Here is a 13,455-nt window from a genome sequence, read left to right as displayed (position 1 = left end):
AGCCAGTGAAGTCAATTACAGACCTGCTAGACGCGCAGTATCTTCTGCAATCACCAACTCTTCGTTGGTTGAAATAACCATCGCTGGGATGCGGCTGTTTGCTGTTGTGATAACGCCTTCGCCGCCGAAACGTGCTTTTAGGTTTGCTTCGCTGTCTACTTCGATACCGAAGATGCCAAGGCGGTTTAGCACCATTTCACGGATTGGTGCAGAGTTTTCACCGATGCCGCCAGTGAAAGTGATGGCGTCTAGACGACCATCTAGAGTTGCGGTGTAACCAGCAACGTATTTCGCTAGGCGGTGACAGAATACGTCCATCGCGCGAGTGGCTTCTTCTTTCTGGCCGTAGTTGTCTTCAACGAAACGGCAGTCAGACGTCACTTCAGTCAGACCCGCTAGGCCAGACTCTTTGGTCAGCATAGTGTTGATTTTTTCAACCGAGTAGCCAAGCGCATCGTGCAGGTGGAAGATGATCGCAGGGTCGATATCGCCACAACGAGTACCCATTACTAGACCTTCTAGTGGTGTTAGGCCCATTGAAGTATCCACTGATTGGCCGTTTTTCACTGCACAAACAGAAGCGCCGTTACCTAGGTGACAGTTGATGATGTTCACTTCTTCAACTGGCTTGTTGAGTAGGCTTGCTACTTCACGAGTGATGAACAGGTGAGACGTACCGTGCATACCGTAACGACGGATACCGTGCTCTTTGTACAGGCTGTATGGCAAAGCGTATAGGTAAGATTCTTCAGGCATCGTTTGGTGGAAAGCAGTATCAAATACAGCCACGTTTTTCAGTGCAGGAAACGATTTTTGTGCTGCTTTGATGCCGATGATGTGTGCTGGGTTGTGAAGCGGAGCCAGAGTTGCACAATCCTCGATGCCTTTTAGTACATCGTCGGTGATAAGGGCAGACTGAGTGAACTTCTCGCCGCCGTGTACAACACGGTGACCGATTGCTGCTAGGTTTTCAGAAAGCTCTGGCTTAGAAGCAAGAATAGTTTCTACCATAAACGCTAGGGCTTCTTCGTGTGCTGCACCGTTACCCAGTTGAGCTTCGTGTTTGCCATCTAGTTTCCATTTGATACGTGCTTCAGGAAGGTGAAGACACTCAGCAAGACCTGATAGATGCTCGTCGCCATTTTCGGCATCAACAACAGCAAATTTGAGAGAAGAACTACCGCAGTTTAAAACTAAAACTAGCTTAGACATTTGTGACTACCTGTTATTCGTCTGATAAAGATCAGTAAGGATGAAAAATCATTCACAAGAATAGACGATGCCGTTACAGCTGCGTACTAATCTTGGTCAAAAAACTTTCGCTTTCCGTAATAAAGAAAGGTGGCGATCCCAATCACCACCTTTGCCATCCTTTGCAGATAGGTCCTCAGAGTTGCTTAAATTGTAAAATACAGCAACAATGACATTGAGGATCGTCAAAGGATAACGATAATAGGCAATGATAACAAAAAAAATTTGAAAGGATATTAACTTTCATCAATTTTTTGCGTTTTCAGTTTAAATCTTCAACTAAATTTTAGTGAGGGGCGTTATGAGCAATAAAGTCGGATTAACTCACAGCCTGCGAGATGGGCAAAAGTACATGGATATCTGGCCGATGCGCAAAGAGTTGAACGCCATATTTCCTGACCAGAGAATCATTAAGGCGACGCGCTTCGGTGTGAAAGTGATGCCAGCGATTGCGGCTATTAGTCTGCTTACCCAAATGGCTTTCGATAATTACCAAGCTCTTCCTCAAGCCATTGTGGTGGCACTGTTTGCTCTCAGTATGCCGTTGCAAGGAATGTGGTGGCTTGGTAATCGCTCTAACACGCAATTGCCTCCTGCGCTGGCAAGTTGGTATCGTGAGTTGCATCAGAAGATTGTAGAAACAGGGTTTGCTTTGGAGCCACTCAAATCCCGTCCGCGCTACAAAGAGTTAGCACAGATCCTCAATCGTGCTTTTCGCCAACTGGACAAAAATGCGTTAGAACGTTGGTTTTAGCGCAATTTCTGCGTGCTTAAGTGAGTTCTTCCGGGCAGCCTTCGTGCTGCCTTTTGTTTTGCGTTATTTTCCGCTAGACACTTTGTCTTATCTCTCCTTTTGTTTGTTTTCTGTTAAATCCCGCTTTCCATCACGCTAAGTTACTGGTAATAATGTCATTCAGATGCACGAAAAGTGCACACAATAAAGATCGAACACAATAAACAAACACACAACATCACCCATCTAAATTATGCTGAAATCAAGGAGTCAAGATGAAAGCAGGAAAACTGATCGCGACGGCCGTTCTTGCCAGTGCTGCATTACTCTCATCTCAATCGGTATTAGCGAAAACTGCTAAAGTTGCGGTATCGCAAATCGTTGAACATCCCGCCTTAGATGCAACGCGTCAAGGATTGCTCGATGGCCTGAAAGCCAAAGGCTATGTTGAAGGGGAAAATCTCGAATTTGATTACAAAACAGCGCAAGGCAACCCAGCGATTGCGGTGCAAATTGCCCGTCAGTTTGTCGGAGAAAATCCAGATGTATTAGTGGGCATTGCTACGCCAACTGCGCAGGCTTTGGTTTCGGCGACTCGTTCTATTCCGGTGGTGTTTACCGCGGTAACTGATCCTGTTGGGGCGAAGCTGGTGAAAACTATGCAGCAGCCGGGCAAGAATGTGACGGGGCTGTCTGACCTTTCGCCTGTCTCTCAGCATGTTGACCTTATCAAAGAAATTCTACCGAATGCCAAGTCGATTGGTGTGGTGTATAACCCAGGCGAAGCCAACGCGGTGACGTTAGTCGAGCTGCTGAAAAAGAGTGCAGCAGAGAAGGGTTTACAGGTGGTGGAAGCCACTGCGCTGAAAAGTGCTGATGTGCAGTCAGCGACTCAAGCGATTGCGGCTAAGTCCGACGTGCTGTATGCACCGACGGACAACACCGTTGCCAGTGCGATCGAAGGGATGATTGGTGCTGCAAACCAAGCGAAAACCCCGGTGTTTGGAGGGGCGACCTCTTATGTTGAAAAAGGGGCGATTGCGAGCTTAGGTTTTGATTACTATCAAGTCGGTGTACAAACGGCAGAGTACGTCGCGGCCATTTTAGATGGCCAAGAACCGGGCAAGTTGGATGTAAAAGTCGCCACAGGTTCTGATTTAGTGGTGAACCAGCGGGTTGCTACCAAGCTCGGTGTGACGATTCCTGCTTCTGTACTTGAGCGTGCGACAGACGTTCAGTAACTCTCCTCATCGGCCAGCGGGAAGCTGGCCACATTCTTGAGCAGAATAAAGGAGTGACTATGTCTGCTTTTGCATTTTTCGGAGCTTTAGAGCTTGGCCTGTTGTACGGTTTGGTCGCATTGGGCGTTTTTCTCACCTTTCGGGTGTTGGATTTTCCTGATCTCAGTGTCGACGGTAGTTTTCCGATGGGCGCGGCGGTTGCTGCAACGGCAATCGTGGCGGGCGTTAACCCTTGGCTTGCCACTGGAATGGCGATTCTTGCTGGCGCAATGACCGGCTGGGTAACGGCATTTTTAGCGGTGCGCTGCGGAATATTGCACCTTTTAGCATCCATTCTCACCATGATTGCCGCGTTTTCTATCAATATTCGTATTATGGGTCGGCCCAATATGGCTTTACTTGGGGAAGAAACCATTCTTACGCCGTTTGAGTCTTTGGGCGATCCTATGCTAGTTCGACCATTGGTGGTTGGCATCTTGGTGTTAATCTCAGCTTGGTTAGTGGTTCGTCTGCTGAGCAGCGATTTTGGCCTGGGTTTACGCGCCACGGGGGTTAACGCTCGAATGGTGCGCGCACAGGGTGGAAGCACTTCTTTTTACACCTATTTTGGCCTTGCACTCTCGAACGGTTTTGTCGGTTTTGCGGGAGCATTGTTTGCGCAAACCAATAGTTTTGCCGATGTCACCTCCGGGGTTGGCACCATAGTGGTTGGTCTGGCTGCGGTCATTTTAGGTCAAACGCTGATCTCAGGTCGTAAAATTTGGGTCGCCGTCGTGGCGGTAATTGTTGGCTCGGTTCTTTATCGTTTAGCCGTTGCGTTTGCCTTGAGCTCGGGCATGTTCGGTTTACAAGCATCGGATCTCAACTTAGTGACCGCCATTCTCGTTGCGATTGCCTTGATCGTGCCGAAACTGAAAGGAAACCTCAGTATAAAAAAGTCCGTTAGCCCTGCCAAAGCGGCGGGTGGAAAAAGTCGATCAGGAGGTACGGCATGATTAGGCTTGAAGATATTCAGGTGACGTTTAATCGCGGCACTATTCTTGAAAATCGCGCTTTGCGTGGTGTCTGTTTAGAAGTGCCAGAGCACCAGTTTCTCACGGTTATTGGCTCAAATGGTGCAGGTAAATCAACACTTTTGGGCGCAGTAACAGGTGAAACACCGATGGTCGGTGGCAAAGTATTGATTGATGACACCGACGTGACTTATCAAACCGTTGACCAGCGGGCTAAGCTTTGCGCACGTGTATTTCAGGACCCATTAGCGGGGACTTGCGGCGCGCTGACCATCGAAGAGAACATGGCTTTGGCTTACATGCGCGGGAAATCTCGTGGTTGGAACTTAGCACTCTCTTCCCGGCGCAGAAAGCTCTTTCAAGAGCGCATCAGTATTCTGGGTTTAGGTTTAGAGGATAGGCTGAGCGACAGTATTGGCCTGCTATCAGGCGGGCAGCGCCAAGCCGTGAGTTTGGTGATGGCAACCTTGTCTGACAGTAAGCTGCTCTTGCTGGATGAACATACTGCAGCCTTAGATCCTCGTATGGCGGCGTTTATCATCGATCTGACCAAACGCATCGTCAAAGAGTTTAACCTGACGGTGATGATGGTGACTCACTCAATGAAAGATGCGCTGGCGTGTGGCGATCGCACCGTGATGCTGCACCAAGGCGAAATTGTTTTGGATGTCGCCGGAGAGCAACGGGCAGGAATGACGGTGACTCATCTGCTCGAAATGTTCTCGAAAGTGCGTGGCGAAGAGCTAGCGGACGACAGCTTGCTGCTCAACTAACAATAGCCACGTTACATCTCTACGCCCCTAGCAATACGCCTACCAAGTGTGATCTCCCCTTGAAAAATAAAGGATTATTTATTTTTTAAGGGGGGAGTTTCTCGGTTGTTTGTGCTTCTACAATAAAGCAAAGCAACAACCAGAGTACCTCAAATGACGCATCCCTTTCTTTTTCACTCGCAGACTCAAGATGGATTTTGCTTAAGCCAAGGCTTAGCGCAGGTGACACTTCGCACTCAATCGCAAGGCATTGAAAAGGTCTATCTCAGACATGAACCCGATAATGAAGAGTACTTAGTCGAGATGCAATCGATTGAATCTGTCGGAGCGTTAAAGCAATGGCGAGCAAGTTTCGCGCTCAACAGTGACCGCGATGTCACTCAATATGTCTTCAAAGTACTGACGGAAGATGGACAGTATTGGCTAGATGCTCGCGGAGTACAAAAGCGCATGCCGGGCAGCGAGTATCACTTTAAATACAATGCTAAGCATCAGCCGCCAGCGTGGGTGAAAGAGCAGGTTTTCTACCAAATCTTCCCAGATCGCTTTTGCAACGGCAATCCTGATATCAGCGTGAAAGATGGTGAGTACACAGTAAAAAATGGTACGCGCCCGGTGGTGGCTAAAGCTTGGGGAGAGGCAGTTGATACGGGATCTGGCTACGGTGGCTGTGAGTTTTATGGTGGCGATCTGGCTGGTATTGCAAGCAAGCTGGATTATCTACAAACCTTGGGCGTGAGCGCGCTTTATCTCAACCCTATTTTTACCGCACCGAGTAATCATAAGTACGATACGACCGATTATCTGACGGTCGATCCGCATCTTGGCACTAATCAGGAGTTTGCCGAGCTCACGCAAGCATTACACCAGCGCGACATGAAAGTGATACTCGATGCGGTGTTTAACCACACCTCTTGCGAACATCCTTGGCTCGATCGCGGCGGGAAAGGAGACAATGGAGCCTACCATCACAGTGATTCGCCTTACCGTGACTACTATTTCTTTGATGGGGATACGAAGAATTACATCGGTTGGAAAGGGATTGAGAACTTGCCTGTACTCAATTTCGCCCATCAAGCGGTAAGAGATTACATCTACCAAGGTGAAGATGCGGTGATACGCCATTGGCTCAAAGCGCCTTATCAAATTGATGGCTGGAGGTTTGATGTGATCCATATGCTCGGTGAAGGGGAAGGGGCTTACAACAATGCCCATTACGTGCAGGCGTTTCGTCAGGCGACCAAAGCGGAAAACCCACAGGCGTACGTGCTCGGAGAACATTTTTTCGAGGCCACCAAGTGGCTGCAAGGAGAACAAGAAGATGGCTCAATGAACTACTACGGCTTTGCCCACCCAGTTCGAGCTCTACTGGCACAACAAGATATTGCTTACGATCCGATTACCATTGATGGCTGTGAGTTTGTCGAATGGCTCAACGAAGCGCGTGCGAAAGTTCCTTGGCTCAACCAATTAAGCCAGCTCAATCAACTCGATAGCCATGATACCGCACGTTTTATTACTTTGCTCAATCAGCACCAAGGTTACATGGAAATCGCACTCGGGCTGTTGTTTACGTATGTTGGCACGCCGTGTCTTTACTATGGGACAGAAGTGGGCTTAGCAGGCGGACAAGATCCCGATAATCGACGCTGCTTTCCTTGGGAACAGGTCGACACGTCCCCTTGGTTTGGTTATGTGCAACGCTTGATCCAATTAAGAACAACCCATCCTTGTTTACAGCAAGGCGCAATACTGTTTCTGGCGATAGAGAAGGACCACTTTGCCTTTACTCGCCAACTGGGAGAAGAATGCGCGCTGGTGGTTGTCAATTTAGCCAATCACACACAGCCGATCTCATTACCATTTTGGCAAACGGGAATATCAGCGGGTCAATTGGCGCCGATGATGGAGCAACGCGCACCTTTAGCCATTAGTGAAGAGATGTGCATGGAGATTGCGCCAGAGTCCATTTCTGTATGGATGGTGGATGCGAAGTGAGGCTATCGGCCGCTGAGCACCAGCGGTCGATACGTTTTCATTTTATGCAGGAATGCTTTCTGCGTGGAGCTGCGCGCGATAATGCTGCAGATGAGTCACAATCGGCTCAACTTGGGTCAGAGTACGAATGTCACTAAAGAGAGGGGCGGCTTGAGGGTAAGCTTGGCGTAAGTAAGCAAACCACTGTTTAATGCGATTCGGGTAATACTTACTTTTATCGCCGCGTACCTCGTACTCACTGTATTGCAGCAACAAATCCACCACTTGCTCCCACGGCATCGCCTTGTGATCATGTTTCACCACATTGCCTAAGTTGGGCACATTTAGCGCGCCGCGACAAACCATCAAAGAGTCGACCCCTGTTGTTGCTATACAAGCTTGTCCATCGGCATAATTCCAGATTTCGCCATTGGCGATCAGAGGAATGTTGCAACGCTGGCGGATCTGGTCGATATAGTGCCACTTGATTTCACTGGCTTTATAGCCGCCCGTTTTGGTTCGGGCGTGCACGGTCAGTTCATCCGCTTTGCCTTGCTCGACTGCATCGACGATCTCAAAGCAATCTTCTGGATTTTCCCAACCTAGACGGATTTTGGCAGAAACAGGAATATGCGCTGGAACAGCTTCTCGACATGCTTTGACAACTTGATAGATAAGCTCCGGATGCTGCAACAGCGCCGCGCCGCCTTTACTTTGGTTAACCATTTTTGCAGGACAACCAAAATTTAGATCGATGCCATAAGCACCAAGTTCGGCTGCTCGTACCGCGTTTTCTGCCATCCAATGTGGATCTTGACCAAGAAGTTGTAATTTGATTGGCACACCAGCACGTGTCTTTGAGCCTTGCAGCAGTTCCGGGCACAAGCGATAGAAGACATGATCGGGAAGTGGCTGGCTGACCACGCGAACAAATTCGGTCACGCAGAAATCGTAATCATTGATCTCTGTGAGCATCTCACGCATCAGATGATCCAATACCCCTTCCATCGGTCCCAATATTACACGCATCGCTAATTTTTGCCTCTGTCAAAACGAGGCGCGATTGTAGCGATAAGCGACTCGCTTGTCACGATAAGAGGGCTTCCAAAAGCCACAACGAATTTATCCACCACGTGGCTAAGCTTAGGTATATAATCGCCGCTATTTACTAAAAAATTACCGAAAAAAGTTAACGACAATGCAATACCAACTTATCGATCTCACGACTTCCACATGCCCAGAATCAGCCTGGTATATTGAAGGGGCTGTTTTTGCAGCCAATTTGACCGTCAAACCGACTGATCCAGAACAATGGCTGAGCAGCTTGGTGGGCGAAGTCTCTGTCGATCTTCGTCAGGCGGTGACAGAGCAGATCCACAAGCAACATAATCGCATTCTGCGCAATGAGTACTCGCTGCAGACGCTACTCGATCAAAATCAAGAGGCATTAGCGGACTTTGCCGAAGGGTTTATGTCGCTGTGGCCGATGGTGGAAGAGCAGTGGCAAGAGGTGCAAATCAATGACGGTACGCAGCGTATGCTCAGCGCATGGTTAACATGCTTGATGCTGGCTATCGACCAAGAACAAACTCAAGCGCAAATGAAGGTGGCAGGAATCGAGATGCCACCGCAGCTGGACGATTTTCTGCCTCAGCTCGATCTGATGCTCAACGAAGTAGCACAAGCCGCCGATGAACTGATGGTTGGCAATAAATCGCAAAGTCTTAATCCTTACAAAGGCATCGGCCGCAACGATACATGCCCTTGTGGTAGCGGTAAGAAATTCAAACAGTGTTGCGGCCAGTAACATCGGTCTACAACGCAGAGAATGCAAAAAGCCGGGAAATCAACCCGGCTTTTTGCATCTTTGCCCAGCAGTTAGCGAATGGGATTTCTTTTCTTGATGGCGAAGAACTGGGAAATCACCACAAACGCGAGGACCACGAGGTTGGCAGCAAAAATCACCACGAGCCACTGCGGCATGGACAAAGTTAAAAACTGCCAAACGATTTTGCTGCAATCTCCATAGGCCTCAAACAGCCAAGGCGCCCACTGGTTTAGTGGTGCCCAGTTAGGGAAAGTGACAAACAGATCGCAGGTTGCAAAAGGAGATGGATTAAACTGGTAGTCCACATGTTGCATTGCCAGCGTTAAGCCTTTGTATGAACTGGCTCCCCAAGCCGCAAAACCAAGCCAACGAATCAATGGGTTGCTCGGTGCTATCAGCCCTACGAGTGCCGCGCCACCAATCCCAAACATAGCCACACGCTCATAAATGCACATCACGCAGGGCGAAAGTAGCATGACATGTTGGAAAAAGAGGGCAGCCCCTTCAAAGAAAAGAACAAAAATCAACAAAAGTAGCCATGAGGCACGACTACGAGAAAACCGATTAAGTGATGAAAAAAGAGTCACTTTAAGCAATCCTTTTGTAAAGAAAATAAAAAAGCCCTGAATACTCAGAGCTTTTTATCTCGGATAAGTTTCTTAATCAACGGAAATATTTAGTGACCAGCAGAAACTGCTTGAGCTGCACTACCAACATGATGAGAAATCCAGCCTGCGTCATAAAACCAAGCGGTCATTGGATCGAGTAAGAACACGATACCAAATAGACCCACCAAGGCGAGTACGACCGTATACGGCAGTGCCATCAGCACCATACGTCCATAAGAGAGGCGAATCAAAGGTGCTAAGGCAGAAGTTAATAGGAACAAAAATGCCGCCTGCCCGTTTGGTGTTGCGACCGAAGGTAAGTTGGTACCGGTGTTGATAGCCACTGCGAGCAAGTCAAACTGATCACGGTTAATTAAACCTTCATGCAAGGCAGTTTTCACTTCGTTGATGTAGACAGTTCCGACAAAGACGTTGTCTGAAACCATCGACAGTAAACCATTTGCAACATAGAACATGGCGAGCTGAGTGCCTTTATCCTCTACCGCCAATACCGCATCAATCACGGGTTTAAACAGTTCTTGGTCGATGATCACCGCGACGATTGAGAAGAACACCGCGAGTAGTGCAGTGAATGGCAGCGCTTCTTCAAACGCTTTACCCAGAGAATGCTCTTCAATTACACCAGTGAACGCAGTAGCGAGAATGATGACCGACAGACCAATCAAACCGACCGCTGCCAAATGCAGTGCGAGACCAACAATAAGCCACACGGCAATCATGCCCTGAATCCATAGCTTTGCGACGTCTTGATTGGTGCGATTTTTGCGTTCTTCATTGTCGAAATCGACCAGAATATGACGAACGTTGTCTGGTAACTCAGCGCCATAGCCAAAGACTTTAAACTTCTCGACCGCAACACAGGTAAGTAAACCGCAGATAAAAACAGGCAGTGTGATCGGAGCCATACGAATCAAAAATTCACCGAACAGCCAGCCCGCTTGATCGGCAATGATCAGGTTTTGCGGTTCGCCAACCATGGTGGTTACGCCACCTAATGCCGTACCCACACCGGCGTGCATCAATAGTGAACGTAGGAATGCGCGGTAATTCTCAAGGTCATCTCGAGTTAGCTCAGTAAGGTGATCATCTTGGGTATGATCGTGGTCTGAGCTCACCCCGCTACCAGAGGCGACTTTGTGGTAGATGGAGTAGAAACCAACAGCAACGCTGATAACCACAGCAATTACTGTTAAGGCATCCAAAAAAGCCGAAAGAAATGCGGCTGCAAAGCAGAATGCTAAAGAAAGCATCGCTTTAGAGCGGATACCGAGCAAAATCTTGGTGAAGATAAACAGAAGCAGGTGCTTCATGAAGTAGATGCCAGCTACCATGAATACCAGAAGCAATAGCACTTCGATATTCGCAACCAGTTCATGTTTGACTTGTTCTGGGCTGGTCATCCCGATAGCAATTGCCTCAATCGCTAATAGACCGCCGGGTTGAAGTGGGTAACATTTTAGTGCCATCGCCAACGTAAAGATGAACTCTACCACCAGTAGCCAGCCCGCTACGAAAGGATTGACGAGGAAAAAAACGATAGGGTTAATGATTAGAAAAGAAATGATGGCAAGTTTATACCAATCAGGTGCCTTACCAAGAAAATTCTTGATAAAAGCGTTTCCGAGCGATATCGGCATGATAATTCTCTTATTTAACTGAGTTATGAATAGACACTACAACATAGTGCTTAAGCCTATGTGTCAAAGACGAAATATCTATCTTAAAAACAATAACTTAGAAAAACAACAAATCCTTGTTTTTATGTAGTTTTGCCAAGTTACTTCCCTTGAACTTAAGCACCGCTCCTTTTTCGCCCGCAACTCTACTATTAAGTAACACTTAGTCAACAAGAAATCCCCTTCAGATTGACAAATAGCGACTTTGTTTCATAAAACGCGATCGAAGTAGCACAAGTGTACCACGAAAAATATGCAAAAGTTCTCTTATCATCATAATTTACGTTCAAAGGAGAAAAAAGATAAATTAAGGTGGCACTTTGGCTGATTCTCTCAAATTTAATTTTCAGTTTTTCAACTTAAAAATGTGACGAATAACCCTTTATTTCTTCTGGGTTTGTGCGTGACTCGATGGTTAGAAATTGTCATTTTTGCCAATCTTCATCCATTTCCTAGCCTTTTGGTACTCATTCTGATTTAGAGTAAATATTCAATATTTCAGTTTGATTTCATTTATCGTTAGGAAATTTTCGCTATTGAATAAGTAGTGGTATGATGAGTGCCATTGAAGACGCCAAAACAAAAACTGGATAACAAAATATAATGGTTATTAAGGCAAAGAGCCCTGCGGGCTTTGCAGAGAAATATATTATTGAAAGCATCTGGAATGGTCGCTTTCCACCCGGTTCTATTTTACCTGCCGAGCGTGAGCTCTCTGAATTGATTGGAGTAACCAGAACAACACTGCGTGAAGTATTGCAGCGTTTGGCACGCGATGGCTGGTTGACCATTCAGCACGGTAAACCAACCAAAGTAAACCAGTTTATGGAAACATCTGGTCTGCATATTCTAGACACCTTGATGACGCTTGATGTCGATAACGCAACCAATATCGTGGAAGATCTTCTGGCAGCGCGTACCAACATCAGCCCTATTTTTATGCGTTATGCATTCAAAGTGAATAAAGAGAGCTCAGAGCGAACCATCCGAAATGTAATTGATTCCTGTGAGCAGTTGCTTGAAGCGCCATCTTGGGATGCATTTTTGTCGTCGTCTCCTTATGCTGGAAAAATTCAGCAAAATGTAAAAGAAGATAATGAGAAAGATGAAGTTAAGCGCCAAGAAATTTTGGTGGCGAAGACATTCAATTTTTACGACTACATGTTGTTCCAACGTTTGGCTTTCCACTCCGGAAATCAAATTTACGGCCTGATCTTTAATGGTCTAAGAAAGCTCTATGATCGTGTTGGAAGCTTCTATTTTTCTAACCCAACTTCACGAGCACTTGCTCTGAAGTTTTATCGCCAGTTGCTACAGATTTGCGAATCAGGTCAGCGTGAGCAGTTGCCTGCGCTCATTCGTCAATATGGCATTGAAAGTGCGATGATTTGGAACGAGATGAAACAGCAGTTGCCGACCAATTTTACGGAAGACGATGCTTAGAAGCGAATAGAGAAAACCGCCAATCGGCGGTTTTCTTTTAGGCGAGGGAAAGTCTAGGGAGTGGTAGGTAAACACTCTCAATGATCTCATCTAACATGGCGTCATAGCTAGTAAAAATGGCCGCCGAAATTTGACTGGTTAACTCATAAAGCTCGCTCTTTATCGGGTGCCTTTCTGTCGATTCTGCGTATGCCTCTAATGCACGAGTGATTTCCATCCCTGCCGGAGAGGCGATACTCAAAGGACTTATCAGCGCTAATTGATTCAGTCTTCTGACCATCCTCTCTGCATTATGACGAAATCGCGTTAGCCCTTGCTCATCTTGAATGTCTTGGATTGAGATGCGCAGCTGTGTCAATGCTTCAAGACTTTCAATCACAATCTGCCAATGACCGTGGTATTCATCACTCAGTTCATCACGTTCTGACTCGGCCAACCAACTGACAGTCACTTCATCGATTAGGTAGAGTGTATGACGGATCAACTTACCATGGTGAAATTGACTTTTTGCCACGCTGTTTTCCTGCCAATTGTTAAAAAGAAACGTGTATTGATTCAATAGGATGCGATACAACGGCTTGCTGTCTATCGCAGTGAGGTCGATCAACATCTGACAACGCAACAACACTTCTTCCTGAATGTGCTTAATCTCACTACTGTGAGGCTGTTTGTAGAGCAAGCTCAAATGCGCCGCAGAGCGGTGTTGTCGTGTTAAGTGCACCACTTCTCTCAATGTGCTAAGGATTTGATACTTCTGCATGTAACGGTTTTCACGCTTTTGTGAAAGGTAGAAGAGTGAACCTAAAACGGCGATAGACAATAACGATGACAGTAAAACAAACATAACTTACTCCTTGTATGCGTTCCTAGCCACAAAGGAGGTGAGCAGGT

General features: G+C 47.0%; 12 protein-coding genes. 7 read left to right on the top strand and 5 right to left on the bottom strand.

Annotated elements, in window-relative coordinates; genetic code table 11:
* Positions 1-15: 15 nt before the first annotated feature.
* Positions 16-1,212: an acetate kinase gene (locus EWA64_RS03790; protein WP_045570797.1), complete on the bottom strand. Its 1,197-nt coding sequence runs from the start codon at positions 1,210-1,212 to the stop codon at positions 16-18.
* 340 nt (positions 1,213-1,552) lie between these two features.
* Between EWA64_RS03790 and yfbV the strand changes: the two genes are divergently transcribed.
* The 5 genes from yfbV to malZ all read left to right on the top strand — a co-directional run bounded on the left by yfbV (position 1,553) and on the right by malZ (position 7,009).
* On the top strand, positions 1,553-2,005 hold the full coding sequence (gene yfbV / locus EWA64_RS03785) for a terminus macrodomain insulation protein YfbV (RefSeq protein ID WP_061893507.1): 453 nt from the start codon (positions 1,553-1,555) through the stop codon (positions 2,003-2,005).
* A 254-nt stretch (positions 2,006-2,259) separates the two neighbouring features.
* Complete coding sequence (locus EWA64_RS03780) at positions 2,260-3,225, top strand: ABC transporter substrate-binding protein (protein ID WP_039429874.1); 966 nt, start codon at positions 2,260-2,262, stop codon at positions 3,223-3,225.
* A 59-nt stretch (positions 3,226-3,284) separates the two neighbouring features.
* On the top strand, positions 3,285-4,220 hold the full coding sequence (locus EWA64_RS03775; RefSeq protein ID WP_061893506.1) for an ABC transporter permease: 936 nt from the start codon (positions 3,285-3,287) through the stop codon (positions 4,218-4,220).
* The gene (locus tag EWA64_RS03770) at positions 4,217-5,011 is read left to right on the top strand and encodes an ABC transporter ATP-binding protein (RefSeq protein ID WP_061893505.1); all 795 of its coding nucleotides are present in this window, start codon (positions 4,217-4,219) and stop codon (positions 5,009-5,011) included. Before EWA64_RS03775 ends, EWA64_RS03770 begins: the two co-directional genes overlap by 4 nt.
* 153 nt (positions 5,012-5,164) lie before the next feature.
* Positions 5,165-7,009, top strand: coding sequence for a maltodextrin glucosidase (gene malZ, locus EWA64_RS03765; RefSeq protein ID WP_061893504.1), 1,845 nt, complete (start codon positions 5,165-5,167; stop codon positions 7,007-7,009).
* A gap of 42 nt (positions 7,010-7,051) precedes the next feature.
* Here malZ and dusC read toward each other — a convergent pair whose 3' ends face one another.
* Complete coding sequence (gene dusC / locus EWA64_RS03760) at positions 7,052-8,017, bottom strand: tRNA dihydrouridine(16) synthase DusC (protein WP_061893503.1); 966 nt, start codon at positions 8,015-8,017, stop codon at positions 7,052-7,054.
* A 169-nt stretch (positions 8,018-8,186) separates the two neighbouring features.
* Here dusC and EWA64_RS03755 point away from each other — a divergent pair, with 169 nt between their 5' ends.
* Complete coding sequence (locus EWA64_RS03755; protein ID WP_061893502.1) at positions 8,187-8,795, top strand: SEC-C metal-binding domain-containing protein; 609 nt, start codon at positions 8,187-8,189, stop codon at positions 8,793-8,795.
* 71 nt (positions 8,796-8,866) lie between these two features.
* On the opposite strand, the gene dsbB is transcribed toward EWA64_RS03755, so the two are convergent.
* Positions 8,867-9,403 carry a disulfide bond formation protein DsbB gene (gene dsbB, locus EWA64_RS03750; RefSeq protein WP_061893501.1) on the bottom strand — a complete coding sequence of 179 codons (537 nt, stop codon included), beginning with the start codon at positions 9,401-9,403 and terminating at the stop codon, positions 8,867-8,869.
* An 89-nt stretch (positions 9,404-9,492) separates the two neighbouring features.
* Complete coding sequence (gene nhaB, locus EWA64_RS03745; RefSeq protein WP_061893500.1) at positions 9,493-11,082, bottom strand: Na(+)/H(+) antiporter NhaB; 1,590 nt, start codon at positions 11,080-11,082, stop codon at positions 9,493-9,495.
* A 642-nt stretch (positions 11,083-11,724) separates the two neighbouring features.
* Between nhaB and fadR the strand changes: the two genes are divergently transcribed.
* The gene (gene fadR / locus EWA64_RS03740) at positions 11,725-12,564 is read left to right on the top strand and encodes a fatty acid metabolism transcriptional regulator FadR (protein ID WP_061893499.1); all 840 of its coding nucleotides are present in this window, start codon (positions 11,725-11,727) and stop codon (positions 12,562-12,564) included.
* A gap of 37 nt (positions 12,565-12,601) precedes the next feature.
* Here the strand turns inward: fadR and EWA64_RS03735 are convergent, their stop codons facing one another.
* Positions 12,602-13,408 (bottom strand): hypothetical protein, encoded by an 807-nt coding sequence (locus EWA64_RS03735; RefSeq protein WP_061893498.1) that lies wholly within the window; start codon positions 13,406-13,408, stop codon positions 12,602-12,604.
* Positions 13,409-13,455: the final 47 nt, after the last annotated feature.

Origin of the sequence: Vibrio cidicii (assembly GCF_009665415.1) — a bacterium.
Taxonomy (GTDB): Bacteria; Pseudomonadota; Gammaproteobacteria; order Enterobacterales; family Vibrionaceae; genus Vibrio; species Vibrio cidicii.
Note: the sequence above shows the minus strand (reverse complement) of the source record. Positions and strands in the feature narration are given on the sequence as shown.